We start from the raw sequence: 15402 nt of genomic DNA on the forward strand, positions 1-15402 counted from the left end.
GATAAAGACGGATCGTGCCTCAGGCCAGTTCAGGCTCGGCCGCCTGTTGCAGGTGCTGCATCAGGTTTTCCGGCGAGGACACGCCATAGGGATCTTCAGGGCAGTTATCCATCAGGCCGGGCTCTTCGAACCATGCCTCGACCACGCCGTCATTGATGATCGCAGCATAGCGCCACGAGCGCATTCCAAAGCCCAGATTGTCCTTGTCGACCAGCATGCCCATCTTGCGGGTGAACTCGCCGGATCCGTCGGGGATGACCTTGACGTTTTTCAGGCCCTGATCCTGCGCCCATTTGTTCATGACAAAGCTGTCATTGACCGACATGCAGTAAATCTCGTCCACGCCCTTGGCGACGAAATCTGCGTGACCTTTTTCGAAACCGGGCAGTTGATAGGTCGAGCAGGTCGGCGTGAACGCGCCAGGAAGCGAGAACAGGATGACCCGCTTGCCCGCAAAGTAATCTGCGGTTGTCATGTCCTGCCAGCGATAGGGGTTGGGGCCTTCGACAGCCTCGTCGCGGACGCGGGTGTGGAAGGTAACCTGCGGCAGTTTGGTTCCGGTTTTCACGTTCAAGCTCCTGTGATTCACATGTGATCCGGGCGTGATTTAAAACAGGTCTAAACTGCCTTCAATCCAAGAAATGCTGCGGGCGCAAAGCGTCGCGTTTGGGTTTGTCTATTGAAATGTATGGCAAAGATGTAGTTTAAGGTTAAACTAAATTGCACTATTGGGATGGCTTGCATGGCGGCTATGCGTCGCTGGCGTAACACCTATGACTGCTTTATGTTATGAGAACAGAAAGTTGACCCAAAGTCAGGAAAACAGCCCGTGCGAGATCTGAAAATCCCCGAGCAACGTCACCCCGAAAAGGCGCATCGCCCGGACAATGCACAGCCCAAGAAACCGAAATGGATCCGGGTCAAGGCCCCCGGTGGGAAAGGCTATGCCGACACCCATAAGATAATGCGTGAAAACAATCTGGTCACCGTCTGCGAAGAGGCCGGGTGCCCGAATGTAGGCGAATGCTGGAGCCAGGGCCACGCCACCATGATGATCATGGGCGAGATCTGTACGCGCGGCTGCACCTTCTGCAACATCGCCACCGGGCGCCCCGATGCGCTGGACGTGTTCGAGCCCGGCCGCGTGGCACATGCGGTTGAAAAACTGGGTCTGAACCACGTGGTGATTACCTCGGTGGATCGCGATGACCTGACCGATGGCGGGGCCGAGCATTTTGCGCAGACCATCCGCGCGGTCCGTCATCGCTCGCCCAAAACGACGATTGAGATTCTGACGCCGGATTTCCTGAAATGCGCGCCCGAAGTGCTCGAAACCGTGGTCGAAGCGAAACCGGACGTGTTCAACCACAATCTTGAGACCGTACCGGGCCTTTATCCCGAGGTCCGCCCCGGCGCACGGTATTTCCACTCGCTGCGCCTGTTGCAGCGCGTGAAAGAACTGGACCCGTCGATCTTCACCAAATCCGGCATCATGGTGGGTCTGGGTGAAGATAAACAATCGGTCGGTCAGGTGATGGACGACATGCGCGCAGCCGATATCGATTTCCTGACCATCGGGCAGTATCTGCAACCGACGCCCAAGCACCACGCGGTAGATCGGTTTGTCACGCCTGAAGAGTTCGAGTCGTACGAAAAAGCGGCCTATGGCAAAGGGTTCCTGATGGTCTCGGCCACGCCGCTGACCCGGTCGTCCTATCACGCAGGCGATGATTTCGCCCGCCTGCGCGCCGCCCGGCAAGAGAAGCTGGGGCAGGCGTGACACCTGACACGCTGGCGCGGCTGATCCGGCTGCGCCACGACTTGCACAAACAGCCCGAACTGTCCGGAGCCGAGCACGAGACCGCCGCCCGGATTGCGGATGAGTTGCGCGGCATCGGCGCGGATAGCGTATTGACCGGGCTTGGTGGGCACGGCGTCGCCGCTGTGTTCGACGGCGGTCGGGACGGGCCATGCGTTGGTATTCGGTGTGAGCTGGATGGGTTGCCGATTCAGGAACTCTCGGATGTGCCTTACGTCTCGCAGAGACCGGGCCGGGGGCATCTGTGCGGGCATGACGGCCATATGTCGATGGTGTTGGGCGTGGCGCTGGCGTTGCAGGAACAGCGCCCCGAACGCGGTCGCGTTGTTCTGATCTTCCAGCCTGCCGAAGAAACCGGGCAGGGGGCCGAAGCCTTCCGGGTTGATCCGCAATTTGCTGAAATCGCGCCTGATTTCGTGTTTTCGCTGCATAATCTTCCGGGTTTGCAGCTTGGCGCGGTCGAGCTGTGTAAAGGCCCCGCCAATTGCGCGTCACGCGGGATGCGTATTGCGCTGACCGGCAAAACTTCGCACGCAGCGGCGCCTCAGGACGGCGTATCTCCGGCCGGCGCATTGGCGGCTTTGATCCCGGCTTTGACAGCGCTTGGTGGCGGTGGCGTGCTGAACGCGGATTACGCGCTGACCACGATCACCCATGCCAGCTTGGGAGAGCAAACATTCGGCGTCGCCCCCGGACAGGCCGAGCTTTGGGTAACGCTGCGAACGGTATCCGACGACCGGATGTCCAAACTGATTGCGGATGTCGAGACCCTGGTGCAGCAGGTCTCGCAGTCCGATGGGCTGGGTGCCACGATAACTTACGAAGACGTTTTCGACGCCTGCACCAATCATTCGGATGCGGTAGAGATTTTGGCCCAAGCCTGCGCCGCCCAAAACGTTGCGTGCAAACGGACCAACACACCGCAACGGTTTTCCGAGGATTTCGGCCAATTCAGCAAAGGCGCGAAGACCGCGATGTTCTGGCTTGGGGCCGGGCGCGATCATCCGCAGTTGCACAACCCGGATTACGATTTTCCCGATGTGTTGATCCCGATCGGAACCGGAATCTTTCTGAATGCGGTCCGTCAGGTTTTGGGTTAAGCCAGCCGCTTACGTGTCTTCGGTAAAGCGCACCTTGCCAATAAAGGGCAAATTGCGATTGCGCTGTGCGTAATCAATTCCGTAACCGACAACAAACTCATCCGGGATCTCAAACCCGATCCAGTCCGAGCGGAAATCAACCTCGCGTCGGCTGGGTTTGTCCAGCAGGGCGATGGATTTCAAACGCTTCGGATTGCGGCTGTGCAGCAGGTTGGTGACGTGGTTCAGCGTGTGACCGGTGTCGACAATATCCTCGACCACCAGCACGTCGCGCCCTTCAATTGCGCCGCGCAAGTCTTTGAGAATGCGCACTTCCCGGCTACTTTCCATCGAATCGCCGTAAGACGACGCCTCAAGAAAATCGACCTCGATGGGCAGGTCCAGCTCGCGCACCAGATCGGCGATGAAGACGAAACTGCCTCGCAACAGGCCCACCACAACCAGCTTGTCGGTATTGCCGAACTCCTCGGAAATCTTGCGGCAAAGCTCCTCAATCCGCGCCGCGATGGCCTTGGCCGAGATCATCTCATCTATCACATAAGCGCGGTCAGTCATCGCAGCCCCCTTGATCTTTGGCGCGCAACATACGACATGACGCGCCATTGTCACCTTTAAATGCCTGAATGCCATGCCCATCCACTCGGAAACCCGCCACCTGCCATACACCGCCCAGCAGATGTATGATCTGGTCGCGGATGTGGCGAAATACCCGCAGTTTCTGCCCTGGTGCGCAGCGGCCCGTATCCGCAAGACCTATGCGGCAGGCGAGGCCGAGGTGATGGAGGCCGATCTGGTCATCTCATTCAAAGTGTTTCGCGAACGGTTCGGCAGCCGGGTGACGCTGTTCGCGGATCAGAAGAAGATCGACACCGAATATCTGGACGGTCCGTTCAAATACATGAAATCCGACTGGCAGTTCGAAGACGCGCCGGACGGGGGCTGCAACGTGTCGTTCCATGTGGATTTCGAATTCAAGAACGCCATCCTGCAGGGCATCATTGGCGTGGTCTTCAACGAGGCCATGCAGCGCATCGTTCGCGCGTTTGAGGCTCGTGCCGCCGAGCTTTACAGCTAAGGCTTTACCAACGAACGGCGCACGTTAGACTGCGCCTCATGTCAGATTTCACATCAGCATTGGCGGCTTTTGCCGCGGGCCCGATCTCGACCACTGCGCAGGCACGGATTGTCACGTCGCTATCTGTTCTGGATTGGGTCGCCGTTGGCCGCGCCGGGGCGGATGAACCAGTATCCAATACCGTTCGGGATATGGTGCTAGAGGAGGGGGGCACCGCCCAGGCGCATATATTCGGCGGGGCGCGCGCGCCCCTTCGCGCGGCGGCTCTGGTCAATGGTACGGTGTCCCATGCCTTGGATTATGACGACACCCATTTCGCCCATATCGGCCACCCTTCGGTCGCGGTTCTGCCTGCAGCGCTGGCGGTGTCGGAATGGGATGATCGTATTCTTGTGGACTTCCTCGAAGCGGCCCTGATCGGGATGGAGGTCTCGATCCGCATCGGCCTGTGGCTGGGGCGCGGCCACTATCAGGCCGGGTTTCACCAAACGGCAACGGCCGGGGCCTTTGGGGCGGCGGTGGCGGTGGGGCGTCTGTTACAGTTCGACGCCGATCAGATGCGTCAGGTGCTGGGCCTGACGGCGACCCGTTCGGCGGGTCTGAAGGCTCAGTTCGGCACGATGGGCAAGCCTTACAACGCGGGTTTGGCAGCCTCGAATGGGGTTGAGGCGGCGCTGCTGGTCAAGCGCGGATTTGAACCCAACGCGGACGCGCTGGAAGGGCCCTATGGCTTTGGCGCGACGCATCAGGGGGCTGCGGATGCTGCGGCCGCTCTGGATGGGTTGGGCGACGAATGGCTGTTCGAATCCGTCAGCCACAAGTTCCACGCCTGCTGCCATGGGTTGCACGCGGCGCTAGAGGCGGCGCTTTCTTTGGATATCGCCGAACCCGAAGTGGCCGAGATCAAGGTAATAACCCACCCGCGCTGGATGAGCGTGTGTAACCAGATATCTCCGACCACCGGATTGGGCGCGAAATTCTCGTATCGCACGGTGATTGCAATGCAGGCGTTGGGATATGACACCGCGTTACCGGGCAGCTACTCTGAGAAGGTCTGTGCCGACCCGCGCATCCGGTCGCTGCAAGATCGTATCACTGTCGAAGCGGATGACTCCCTTTCCGAAACTGAGGCTCGCCTGACCTTGCTGCGGCGCGACGGGGCGCGGCGCGAGGCAACCTATGACCTCATGACCCCAATGTCTCTGTCCGACCGGGAAGACCGGGTACGTGCCAAAGCCTCGAAACTGATCGGAGGGATTGAGGCGGACGCGATCTGGTCGATGCTGCGCACCGGTGGTCGCGCCCGCGATCTGGCTGCAAAACTGGCGGGTTAGTCCACGCGCCAGTGCAGGGGAAAACCGGGGTCGAACACGGTTACCGGGCCATCTCCGGTTTCGATCTTGTCGGGGTATTCGACCGGTTCGCCTTTGGTCAGCGTGATCGAACCTTCGTTCACAGGCAGGCCATAGAAGGCAGGCCCGTTCAGGGAAACGAACCCTTCCAGCTTGTCCAACGCCCCTTCGCGGTCGAACATCTCGGCCACCAGCGACATGGTGTTGGTCGCCGTGAAGCACCCCGCGCACCCACAGGCCATTTCCTTGTTGTCATCGGTATGAGGCGCGCTGTCGGTGCCCAGGAAATAGCGTGGATCACCCGAGGTCGCGGCTTTCAGCAGCTCTAACCGATGCTCCTCGCGCTTGGCGACGGGCAGGCAGTAGTAATGCGGTTTGATCCCGCCAACCAGAATGTGGTTGCGGTTGATGATCAGGTGATGCGCCGTGATTGTTGCGCCCAGATCGGTGTCGTTGGCTTTGACGTACTGAACACCGTCACGGGTCGTAATATGCTCCATCACCACCCGCAGGCCCGGCGTGGACTTGCGGATCGGGTCCAGAACGCGGTCGATGAACACCGCCTCGCGGTCGAAAATGTCGATCTCGGCATCTGTCACTTCACCATGCACACACAGGGGCAGGCCAATCTCGGCCATGCGTTCCAGCACAGGGCGCACATTGTCGAAATTCCGCACGCCGGAATGCGAATTCGTCGTGGCCCCCGCCGGATACAACTTGACCGCCTTGACCAGCCCGCTTGCATGGGCAGCGGCCAGATCGTCCGGGTCCGTATCCTCGGTCAGGTACAGGGTCATCAGTGGTTCAAAGGATATCCCCTCGGGCAGCGCGGCCATGATGCGCTCGCGATAGGCGGCGGCATGGGCACCGGTCACCACCGGGGGCACCAGATTGGGCATGATGATCGCACGGCCAAAATGGCGTGCGGTTTCGGGCAGAACGGCCTGCAGCATCGCGCCATCGCGCAGATGCAGGTGCCAGTCGTCGGGGCGGCGGATCGTGATGCTATCGGTCATGACGCACCCGCTAGCACAGACCCCGCCGCCGGAAAAGACCTTGTCAGCGCGCAGGATCGCCGTACCTCTTCCCCCACCGCAGGCTTGACGAAGACCCCGGCCCATGACCTGTTAGGCCGCAAGGAGAACATGCATGACCCAACCAAGTTCCATTGATGCCGTTCAGCAAACACTGGGCGCGCAAGGTTACGTGTGCGGCCGGGCATTGGCGACGGTGGTTTTTCTGGCGCTCAAGCTGGGCCGCCCGCTGTTTCTGGAAGGTGAGGCAGGCGTTGGAAAGACCGAAATCGCAAAGGCACTGGCCGCGGGTTTGGGGCGCCGCCTGATCCGCCTGCAGTGTTATGAAGGGCTGGATGCCTCCTCAGCCGTCTATGAATGGAACTTCCCGGCGCAAATGGTTGCCATCCGCACGGCTGAGGCCGCTGGCGGTGCGGACCGAACAGCCCTGCAAACCGAGCTGTTCTCGGACGATTACCTGATCGAACGCCCTTTGCTGCAAGCCATGCGACCTGATGAGCACGGCGCGCCGGTGCTGCTCATTGACGAACTCGACCGCACCGATGAACCTTTTGAGGCGTTCCTGCTGGAAGCGCTCAGCGATTTTCAGGTCACAATCCCGGAACTCGGCACCGTCCATGCGCCCGAGCCACCCATCGTCATCGTCACCTCGAACCGCACGCGCGAGGTGCATGACGCCCTCAAACGCCGCTGCCTCTACCACTGGGTCGACTACCCCGATTTCAACCGCGAAATCGAAATCCTGCACGCCCGCGCCCCCGAAGCCGCCGAGACACTCAGCCGCGAGGTTGTCGCCTTTGTTCAACGCCTGCGCACAGAAGACCTGTTCAAAAAGCCCGGCGTGGCCGAAACCATCGACTGGGCCAAATGCCTGCTGGCGCTGGACGTTATCAACCTCAGCCCCGAGGTCATCGGCGACACGCTCGGCGCGATCCTGAAATACCAGGACGACATCCAGAAACTGCAAGGCTCTGAAGCCAAACGCATTCTGGATGAGGCAAAAGCCGACCTCGAACCCGCCTGATGCTTCTTCTGTTCAAAAATACCTCGGGGGTATGGGGGCAGAGCCCCCATGAAAGGTAATGGCCGAACACCTTACGCTCGACACCCCCGCAGATCCGAAACTGGCGCAAAACATCACCCATTTCGCCCGCGCGCTGCGCAAGGCGGGACTGCCCATCGGGACAGGTCGGGTGGTGGATGCCATACGCGCCGTGCAGGCGGCGGGTTTCACGCAAAGGCAGGATTTCTACTGGACCCTGCACGCCTGTTTCGTGAACCGACCTGAACATCGCACCGTCTTTGCACAGGTTTTCCGCCTCTACTGGCGCGACCCGCGTTATCTGGAACACATGATGTCCATGATGCTGCCCGCCATTCGGGGCGTGCAGGAAGAACGTAAAGCAGACGCTGCCGAAAAGCGCGCAGCCGAGGCGCTGCTGGACGGGGTTGAACGTGATCTGCCCGAGCCTGCGGAAGATGAAGGCGAGACCGAGCTCGACATTGACGCCTCGCAAACCGCGTCTTCCGAAGAACGCCTGCGCAGTCTGGATTTTGAGCAGATGAGCACGGATGAAATCGCACAGGCCAAACGCCTTCTGGCGCGTCTTACCTTGCCGGTTCATCCGATTGCCAGCAGGCGGGCGCAGGCCAACCCTCTGGGCCACCGCATCGACCGCGCCAAAACCCTGCGCGCAGCCATGCGTCAGGGTGGTGAGATACGGGACATTGCGCTGCAAAAACCTAGGCCACGCTGGCCCAATCTTGTGGTTCTTTGCGACATCTCGGGTTCAATGAGCCAATACAGCCGCCTGATCCTGCATTTCCTGCACACCGTCTCGAACGCCAAGGGCGCCGGATGGGCCAAGGTCCACGCTTTCACCTTCGGCACACGACTGACCAATATTACTCGCCATCTGCATCAACGCGATGTGGATGCCGCTTTGGCCGCTGCTGGGGCCGAGGCGCAGGATTGGGAGGGCGGCACACGGATCGGTGACTGTCTGCACGCGTTCAATCGTGACTGGTCACGACGGGTGATGGGGCAGGGTGCCGTTGTTCTGTTGATCTCGGACGGGCTGGATCGTGGCGACCCGGACGCCTTGGCGAAGGAAACCGAACGTCTGCACCTGTCGGCGCGCCGTCTGATCTGGCTCAATCCGTTGCTGCGATGGGATGGGTTCGCGCCCAAGGCGCAGGGCGTGGCTGCCATGCTGCCGCATGTGGACAGCTTCCGCGCCGGTCACTCGATTGCATCGCTCGAAGATCTCGCGACCGTCATTTCGGAACCACAGGATGTGGGAGAGAAAGCGCGGCTGATCTCCGCGCTTTCCGGCTAAGCGTCAGTCCAGCTGTTTTTCATTGCACTCGCGCGCCATTTCGATGGCTTTGTAAGTGCCGGTCAAATCGACGGTGAATCCAAAGGATTTTTCCGGGAACACGATCATGACCTTCTGTTTGGCCAGATCTTCCGCGAATTGCGGATCGTCCGACAGCACGTAGCCGCCTGAATACCCCTTGGTGATGTTTCCCTTCATCCCTGTGGCCTCACCCAGATACAGGTTGTCGCCCAGAATGATTGCCACCTCTTCCTTCTCACCGCGTTTGATGTCCGTTTCGGCCTTGGTGAAAACGCCGACATAGCCCACGCCGCGATCCTCTGTCAGGCCCATCTGAACCACGTTCTCCGAGTCATCAATCGCCTCGATCAGGCAGGATTTCTTTTCATTGTCGATGAAAACCTTCCAGCCTTCGACCTCGCCATAGCGTTCAAATGTATCAGCCCAGGCTGCGGTTGACGCCAACAGCCCAATGGCTGCGCCGAGTGTAAGAATGCGTTTCAACTCTCTGTCTCCGTTTTGAAAATGGGGGCACGTCCGGGATAGGCCCCGAAGGTAGCTGCAGGCTAAAAGCACGGGCGCAGACAATCAATGCTTTGCTTATGTGAATACGAAGGAACCTTTGCCCCAAAGCGACCTCGTCCTTGAGCGGGGACCGCCCCCACATGCTTTTCTTCCCGCTTTTCCTGACTATGTTGAGTCCGATGACCTCAGGAGGCTTCGATGGAGCGATTCGACAACAGCCCGGAAACCGCTTTGGACTGGCACCGCAAAGGGCGTGGTGCGGCCCTGGCGACGGTGGTCGAGACCTGGGGCAGTGCACCGCGCCGGGTGGGCGCTCAGTTGGTGATTGGCGGTGAGGGGCGGATCGAAGGGTCCGTGTCCGGCGGGTGCGTCGAAGGCGCGGTGATTGTCGAGGCGCTGGAAGCCATTGATGAGGGCGAGGCGCGATTGCTGGAGTTTGGTGTCAGCGACGAAGACGCCTTTGCCGTGGGTCTGGCCTGTGGTGGAACAATTCGGGTTTTGGTTGAACCGGTTGGCCGCGTCCTGCCTGAATCGATGCTGGCCGAACTGGTCGCCGCGCGGGCGGCGCGCGAGCCGCTGGCTTATGAGGTCAATATCAACAGCGGCCACCGCGCCCTGAGGCGCAACAAATACCCCGACCGACTGCGCATGGACCGGTCAGGGTTTGAAGAGGATGGAGAGACCTTTGTCGCCGTCCATAACCCGCCCTTGCGCCTGATCGTCGTCGGTGCGGTTCACATCGCGCAGGCTTTGGTGCCTATGGCGCGGATTGCGGGATATGACCCGGCCATTGTGGACCCGCGCGATGCCTTTGCGTCAGATGCGCGTTTTCCCGGTGAAAAGATTCTCACCGATTGGCCGGACGAAGCCGTTTTGAAACTGGGACTGGACACGCGCACAGCGGTTGTTCTGCTGACCCATGACCCCAAGTTGGACGACCCTGCGCTGCAAGCCGCGTTGGAGGCGGACGTGTTCTACATCGGCGCGCTGGGGTCAAAGCGAACCCATGCCAAACGGGTCGAGCGTATGATAGCTGCCGGGTTTACCGACGCGCAGATCGGCAGAATACACGGGCCAATTGGTCTGGACATCGGGGCCACTGACCCGTCGGAAATTGCCGTTGCGATCCTGGCTCAGATGACGGCTGTTCTGCGAGGCAAGGCATGAAGTTTGGCCCGGTGCCCGTAGCTGATGCAAGCGGGGCGATTCTGGCGCATTCGGTCATGGCGGCGCGTCGCAAACTGCGCAAGGGTCTGAGACTGACCGAAGATCACATCACACAACTGACACAGGCCGGTTTGACCGAAATTGTCGTGGCCCGTCTGGAACCCGGCGACTGTCATGAGGACGAGGCGGCTACGCTGTTGGCCAAGGCTTTGGTACCTGACCTGTCGGCGGCGAACCTGCGCGTGACCGAAGCATTTACGGGGCGCGTCAACCTGCTGGCCAACGGGCCGGGCGTCGTGGCGCTGGACGTGGCCGCGCTGGAGCAATTTAATCAGGTCAACCCAATGATCACCGTCGCCACAGTTCCGCAGCATCAGCAGATGAGCGACGGCGGAATGGTCGCGACGATCAAGGTGATTTCCTACGCCGTGCCCGAGGCGGACGTTCAGCGCGCAGCAAGCCTTGCGCAAAGCTCAGTTCAACTGATTGCGCCGGTTCACAAAACCGCTGGTCTGATCGTGACGGATATTCCCGGTGGACCACCGAACGAAAAAGGCATCGCGGCCATGCGGGGGCGGGTCGAACTGTTGGGGATGGAGTTGTGCGATGTGCAGATCGTCGCGCATGACACCGATCCCCTTGCGAAGGCCATTGCCGGAACGCAGGGCGACGTTCTGATGATTCTGACCGCTTCGGCCACCTCGGATGTGGATGATGTGGCACCTTCGGCTGTGCGCGCGGCAGGTGGGGCGGTCGATCGGTTCGGCATGCCGGTCGATCCCGGTAATCTGCTGTTTCTGGGTGCGATGGGGGATCGGCCCGTGATTGGCCTGCCGGGTTGCGCACGCTCGCCTGCTTTGAACGGCGCGGATTGGGTTCTGTCCCGCGTTGCCTGCGGTGTTGAGACCACAGGCGCGGATATTGCGGCCATGGGTGTGGGCGGATTGCTCAAGGAAATCCCGACACGACCTCAGCCGCGCGCCCAGCGCAGGCCGTGACGCTACGGCATTTTGACCTCTATCCCCGCCACTTTAGGTTATGAGTGTTAAGCGACGCTCGGGGTGTTGAACGCGACAAGATTTTTGTTCTCAAACGAAAATTCCCGTGTTTAACTCGGTCGCAAGGGAGAAAATCAAAACTGGGAGGAACTCATGACACAGGTCTCAATGACCGTGAACGGTAAATCCGTTAGCGGTGACGTCGAAGGCCGGACCCTGCTGTCCAGCTTTCTGCGCGACCACCTGTCGCTGACGGGCACACATGTAGGCTGCGATACGGCCCAATGCGGCGCCTGTGTGGTGCATGTGAATGGTGAGGCGGTCAAATCCTGCAACATGCTGGCGCTTGAGGCTGATGGGGCCGACGTGGGTACCATCGAAGGGCAAGCCAATCCGGACGGGTCGCTGAATGTCATTCAGCAGGCATTTCAGGATCACCACGGGCTGCAATGCGGGTTCTGCACGCCGGGTATGGTGATGAGTGCCGCGGCCCTGCTGAAAGACAATCCGCGCCCGACCGAGGCCGAGATCCGCAAGTATCTGGAAGGCAACCTGTGCCGTTGCACCGGATACCACAATATCGTCAAGGCGATCATGGCCGCTTCGGGTCAGGACGCCGGCAGCATCGCTGCCGAATGATGCCACTGCGGGCGTAAGGGAGACGCCCGTGGGATGACAGAGGATGCATCCGCATCCGTTTATGGGAGGAGAACAAGCAATGCCCAAAGACAGTGGCATCGGAGCCAGTTCCAAGCGCCGCGAGGACGTGCGCTTTCTGACCGGAGCAGGCAATTACACCGACGACATCAACGTACATAACCAGGCCTATGTGCATTTCCTGCGATCCGACATCGCGCATGGGCGGATCAAATCCGTCGATACGTCGGCGGCCGAGGGGATGCCGGGTGTGGTCAAGGTTTTCACCGGCAAGGATTTCGAAGGCGTGGGCGGGATGCCTTGCGGCTGGGAAGTGACCGACAAGCACGGCGCGCCCATGCAGGAACCTCCGCATCCGATTCTGGCCCAGGGCAAGGTGCGCCATGTGGGCGATCCGATTGCCGCCGTTGTGGCCGACAGTTTGGAACAGGCCCGCGACGCCGCCGAGGCGATTGAGGTCGATATCGAAGAACTGCCCGCCGTGATCGACATGAAGGCCGCCGCACAGGATGGCGCGACGCTGGTCCATGACGATCTGAAAAACAACATCTGCTATGACTGGCAGTTGGGTGAGGCCGACGATGCCAAGGTCAATGAGGTGTTTGCCAACGCGGCGCATGTGACCACTCTGGATCTGGTGAACAACCGATTGGTTGCTAACCCGATGGAGCCGCGCGTTGCCGTCGCTGAATACGCTCGGGCGACCGAGGAATATACGCTTTATACCACCTCGCAGAACCCGCATGTGATCCGCCTGCTGATGTGCGCCTTTGTTCTGGGCCTGCCTGAACACAAGGTCCGCGTGGTCGCGCCGGATGTGGGCGGTGGTTTCGGCACCAAGATCTTCCACTATGCGGAAGAGGCATTCGTGACCTTTGCCGCCAAAGCTTGCGGCCGTCCGGTCAAATGGTCGTCCAGCCGGTCCGAGGCGTTCATGTCGGATGCTCATGGTCGCGATCATGTGAGCACCATCGAACTGGCGCTGGATGCCGATAATAACTTCATCGGTTTGCGCACCAATACCTTCGCGAATCTGGGGGCCTATCTGTCGACCTTCTCGAGTTCTGTGCCCACATGGCTGCACGGCACGCTGATGGCGGGCAACTACAAGACGCCGGTCATTCAGGTGAACGTGAAGGCGATGTTCACCAATACGGTTCCGGTGGATGCCTATCGCGGTGCGGGCCGACCCGAGGCGACGTTCCAGTTGGAACGCGTGGTGGACAAGGCCGCGCGCGAATTGGGGGTCGATCCGATTGCGCTGCGCCGCCAGAACTTTGTCACTCAGTTCCCCTATGACACGCCGGTGGCGTTGACCTATGACACCGGCAACTACAACGGGACGATGGACAAGTTGGAGGCCGCCGCCGATCTGGCAGGCTTTGCCGCCCGCCGGTCGGCCAGTGAAGCCAATGGCAAGCTTCGGGGCCTTGGTATCAACTGTTATATTGAGGCGTGCGGGATTGCACCGTCGAACATCGTTGGCATACTGGGCGCGCGCGCGGGCCTTTATGATGCTGCGACGGTGCGGGTGAATGCCACCGGGTCGATCAGCGTCATGGTCGGCGCACATAGCCACGGGCAGGGGCACGAGACCGCCTTTCCGCAGGTAGTGGCCGACATGATCGGCATCGACGAGTCGATGGTCGAAATCGTGCATGGGGATACGTCCAAGATTCCGTTTGGGATGGGGACCTATGGGTCTCGGTCTCTGGCGGTCTGTGGCTCGGCCATGGTGAAAGCGACCGAGAAGGTGATCGAGAAGGCCAAGAAGATCGCCGCCCATCTGCTGGAAGCGTCTGAGGCTGATATTGAGCTGAAGGACGGTCAATTCAGTGTCGCAGGCACCGACAAGTCGGTGGCCTGGGGTGATGTGACCCTGACCGCCTATGTGCCGCATAACTACCCGCTGGAGGTGGAGCCCGGGCTGGAAGAGACTGCGTTCTACGATCCGGCCAACTTCACCTTCCCGGCGGGGGCCTATGCGTGTGAGGTTGAGGTCGATCCTGAAACCGGTCAGGTCAGCATCGAAAAGTTCACCGCTGCGGATGACTTCGGCAACATCATCAATCCGATGATTGTGGATGGTCAGGTTCATGGCGGGATCGGGCAGGGGATCGGTCAGGCCCTGCTAGAGAACTGCGCCTATGACGAAAACGGGCAACTGCTGAGCGCGTCTTTCATGGATTACGCCATGCCCCGCGCCGATGACGTGCCGTTCTATGGCGTGGATCATTCCAGCCAGACGCCGTGCACGCATAACCCACTGGGGGTGAAAGGCTGCGGTGAGGCAGGGGCGATTGGCTCTCCGCCTGCGGTGGTCAATGCGGTGCTGGATGCGCTGAATTCGGGCGGCAAGGCGGTCGATCACATCGACATGCCGGTGAGCCCGTCGCGCGTTTGGGCGGCGATGAACAGCTGAGAGGTTGGGGTGCGAGGGGCCAGCCCCTCGCGCTCCCCGGGATATTTATAGCCAGATGAAGGGCGGATCCGCGCCTTTCGGAAAGGAAGACGAAATGTACAATTTCGAGTTTGAGAAGCCCTCGACCATCGCTGATGCGGTGGCTGCGTTAGGGTCTGAAGATGCGCAGGCGCTGGGGGGTGGGCAGACGCTGATTCCGACCCTCAAACAGCGGTTGGCTGCGCCGTCCAAACTGGTGTCGATGAGCGGGATTGCCGAGATGCAGGGGGTTTGCATCGAGGATGACGGCTCGGTCGCTATTGGCGGGGCGACACCGCATGCGGTGGTGGCGCGCGAGGCTGCGGGAAACTATCCGGCGTTGGCGGCGCTGGCGGGTCAGATCGGTGATCCGGCGGTGCGAAATCGTGGCACGCTTGGAGGATCGATTGCAAATAACGACCCGGCGGCGTGTTATCCGGCTGGTGTATTGGGATCGGGTGCAACGGTTGTGACCAATACGCGCCAGATCGCGGCGGATGATTTCTTTGACGGTATGTTCAGCACGGCGCTGGATGAGGGTGAGATCATCACATCGGTCCGGTTCCCGGTGCCACAGGCGGCGAGTTATCAGAAGTTCCTGCAACCTGCCTCGCGCTTTGCTCTGGTCGGTGTGTTTGTGGCGCGGTTCTCGGATGGTGTCCGTGTTGCCATAACTGGGGCCAGCGAGGATGGTGTGTTCCGGTGGTACGAGGCCGAGGCGGCACTGAACACTGCATTCCGTCCGGATGCGTTGATGGATCTGAAGGTCAATCCGATGAACATGATTGCCGATCTGCATGGCAGCAAGGAATACCGGGCGCATCTGGTTGGGGTGATGACAAAGCGGGCCGTTGAAGCCTGTATGTGAAGCGGGCAGATTTTTCTGGAAAGCCCCG

The 15402-nt window shown here is 60.3% G+C and carries 15 protein-coding genes; 11 read left to right on the forward strand and 4 right to left on the reverse strand.

Annotation, left to right across the window (positions count from 1 at the left end):
- Nucleotides 1-19: 19 nt before the first annotated feature.
- Nucleotides 20-568 carry a peroxiredoxin gene (locus ACR0KX_RS06610; protein WP_170451137.1) on the reverse strand — a complete coding sequence of 183 codons (549 nt, stop codon included), beginning with the start codon at nucleotides 566-568 and terminating at the stop codon, nucleotides 20-22.
- Between the two features lie 261 nt (nucleotides 569-829).
- On the opposite strand from ACR0KX_RS06610, the gene lipA reads away from it, so the two are divergent.
- Both lipA and ACR0KX_RS06620 read left to right on the forward strand, forming a co-directional pair.
- Complete coding sequence (gene lipA, locus ACR0KX_RS06615) at nucleotides 830-1780, forward strand: lipoyl synthase (protein ID WP_170518239.1); 951 nt, start codon at nucleotides 830-832, stop codon at nucleotides 1778-1780.
- Complete coding sequence (locus ACR0KX_RS06620; protein WP_170621721.1) at nucleotides 1777-2919, forward strand: amidohydrolase; 1143 nt, start codon at nucleotides 1777-1779, stop codon at nucleotides 2917-2919. The genes lipA and ACR0KX_RS06620 overlap by 4 nt, the downstream gene beginning before the upstream one ends.
- Nucleotides 2920-2928: 9 nt before the next feature.
- Here the strand turns inward: ACR0KX_RS06620 and hpt are convergent, their stop codons facing one another.
- Nucleotides 2929-3474, reverse strand: a complete 546-nt coding sequence (gene hpt, locus ACR0KX_RS06625; RefSeq protein WP_170451130.1) for a hypoxanthine phosphoribosyltransferase — start codon at nucleotides 3472-3474, stop codon at nucleotides 2929-2931.
- A gap of 73 nt (nucleotides 3475-3547) precedes the next feature.
- Between hpt and ACR0KX_RS06630 the strand changes: the two genes are divergently transcribed.
- The gene (locus ACR0KX_RS06630) at nucleotides 3548-3994 is read left to right on the forward strand and encodes a type II toxin-antitoxin system RatA family toxin (protein ID WP_170451128.1); all 447 of its coding nucleotides are present in this window, start codon (nucleotides 3548-3550) and stop codon (nucleotides 3992-3994) included.
- A 38-nt stretch (nucleotides 3995-4032) separates the two neighbouring features.
- Entirely contained in the window at nucleotides 4033-5328 is a 1296-nt protein-coding gene (locus tag ACR0KX_RS06635; RefSeq protein ID WP_170621722.1) for an MmgE/PrpD family protein, read from the forward strand.
- Here ACR0KX_RS06635 and pyrC read toward each other — a convergent pair.
- Nucleotides 5325-6362 carry a dihydroorotase gene (gene pyrC, locus ACR0KX_RS06640; protein WP_170451124.1) on the reverse strand — a complete coding sequence of 346 codons (1038 nt, stop codon included), beginning with the start codon at nucleotides 6360-6362 and terminating at the stop codon, nucleotides 5325-5327. The two genes, ACR0KX_RS06635 and pyrC, sit on opposite strands and share 4 nt — an antisense overlap.
- Nucleotides 6363-6495: 133 nt before the next feature.
- On the opposite strand from pyrC, the gene ACR0KX_RS06645 reads away from it, so the two are divergent.
- Nucleotides 6496-7404, forward strand: coding sequence for an AAA family ATPase (locus ACR0KX_RS06645; protein WP_170621723.1), 909 nt, complete (start codon nucleotides 6496-6498; stop codon nucleotides 7402-7404).
- Nucleotides 7405-7462: 58 nt separating this feature from the next.
- Entirely contained in the window at nucleotides 7463-8719 is a 1257-nt protein-coding gene (locus tag ACR0KX_RS06650) for a vWA domain-containing protein (RefSeq protein ID WP_170621724.1), read from the forward strand.
- Nucleotides 8720-8722: 3 nt separating this feature from the next.
- Here ACR0KX_RS06650 and ACR0KX_RS06655 read toward each other — a convergent pair whose 3' ends face one another.
- Nucleotides 8723-9223, reverse strand: a complete 501-nt coding sequence (locus ACR0KX_RS06655; RefSeq protein ID WP_170621725.1) for a hypothetical protein — start codon at nucleotides 9221-9223, stop codon at nucleotides 8723-8725.
- A 219-nt stretch (nucleotides 9224-9442) separates the two neighbouring features.
- On the opposite strand from ACR0KX_RS06655, the gene ACR0KX_RS06660 reads away from it, so the two are divergent.
- From ACR0KX_RS06660 to ACR0KX_RS06680, 5 genes are all read left to right on the forward strand, one after another.
- Nucleotides 9443-10411, forward strand: coding sequence for an XdhC family protein (locus tag ACR0KX_RS06660; protein WP_170621726.1), 969 nt, complete (start codon nucleotides 9443-9445; stop codon nucleotides 10409-10411).
- Nucleotides 10408-11409 carry a molybdopterin-binding protein gene (locus tag ACR0KX_RS06665; RefSeq protein WP_170621727.1) on the forward strand — a complete coding sequence of 334 codons (1002 nt, stop codon included), beginning with the start codon at nucleotides 10408-10410 and terminating at the stop codon, nucleotides 11407-11409. The genes ACR0KX_RS06660 and ACR0KX_RS06665 overlap by 4 nt, the downstream gene beginning before the upstream one ends.
- Nucleotides 11410-11562: 153 nt before the next feature.
- On the forward strand, nucleotides 11563-12048 hold the full coding sequence (locus tag ACR0KX_RS06670) for a (2Fe-2S)-binding protein (RefSeq protein ID WP_480708120.1): 486 nt from the start codon (nucleotides 11563-11565) through the stop codon (nucleotides 12046-12048).
- Between the two features lie 79 nt (nucleotides 12049-12127).
- The gene (locus tag ACR0KX_RS06675; RefSeq protein ID WP_170621729.1) at nucleotides 12128-14488 is read left to right on the forward strand and encodes a xanthine dehydrogenase family protein molybdopterin-binding subunit; all 2361 of its coding nucleotides are present in this window, start codon (nucleotides 12128-12130) and stop codon (nucleotides 14486-14488) included.
- A gap of 94 nt (nucleotides 14489-14582) precedes the next feature.
- Nucleotides 14583-15374, forward strand: coding sequence for an FAD binding domain-containing protein (locus tag ACR0KX_RS06680; protein WP_170450992.1), 792 nt, complete (start codon nucleotides 14583-14585; stop codon nucleotides 15372-15374).
- Nucleotides 15375-15402: the final 28 nt, after the last annotated feature.

Source organism: Ruegeria sp. BG5 (genome assembly GCF_056538425.1).

Coding starts and splice junctions, on each gene's coding strand:
- hpt (WP_170451130.1), bottom strand. CDS start 3,474: ATGACTGACCGCGCTTATGTGATAGATGAGATGATCTCGGCCAAGGCC.
- ACR0KX_RS06650 (WP_170621724.1), top strand. CDS start 7,463: ATGGCCGAACACCTTACGCTCGACACCCCCGCAGATCCGAAACTGGCG.
- pyrC (WP_170451124.1), bottom strand. CDS start 6,362: ATGACCGATAGCATCACGATCCGCCGCCCCGACGACTGGCACCTGCAT.
- ACR0KX_RS06660 (WP_170621726.1), top strand. CDS start 9,443: ATGGAGCGATTCGACAACAGCCCGGAAACCGCTTTGGACTGGCACCGC.
- ACR0KX_RS06635 (WP_170621722.1), top strand. CDS start 4,033: ATGTCAGATTTCACATCAGCATTGGCGGCTTTTGCCGCGGGCCCGATC.
- ACR0KX_RS06670 (WP_480708120.1), top strand. CDS start 11,563: ATGACACAGGTCTCAATGACCGTGAACGGTAAATCCGTTAGCGGTGAC.
- ACR0KX_RS06630 (WP_170451128.1), top strand. CDS start 3,548: ATGCCCATCCACTCGGAAACCCGCCACCTGCCATACACCGCCCAGCAG.
- ACR0KX_RS06680 (WP_170450992.1), top strand. CDS start 14,583: ATGTACAATTTCGAGTTTGAGAAGCCCTCGACCATCGCTGATGCGGTG.
- ACR0KX_RS06675 (WP_170621729.1), top strand. CDS start 12,128: ATGCCCAAAGACAGTGGCATCGGAGCCAGTTCCAAGCGCCGCGAGGAC.
- ACR0KX_RS06665 (WP_170621727.1), top strand. CDS start 10,408: ATGAAGTTTGGCCCGGTGCCCGTAGCTGATGCAAGCGGGGCGATTCTG.
- ACR0KX_RS06645 (WP_170621723.1), top strand. CDS start 6,496: ATGACCCAACCAAGTTCCATTGATGCCGTTCAGCAAACACTGGGCGCG.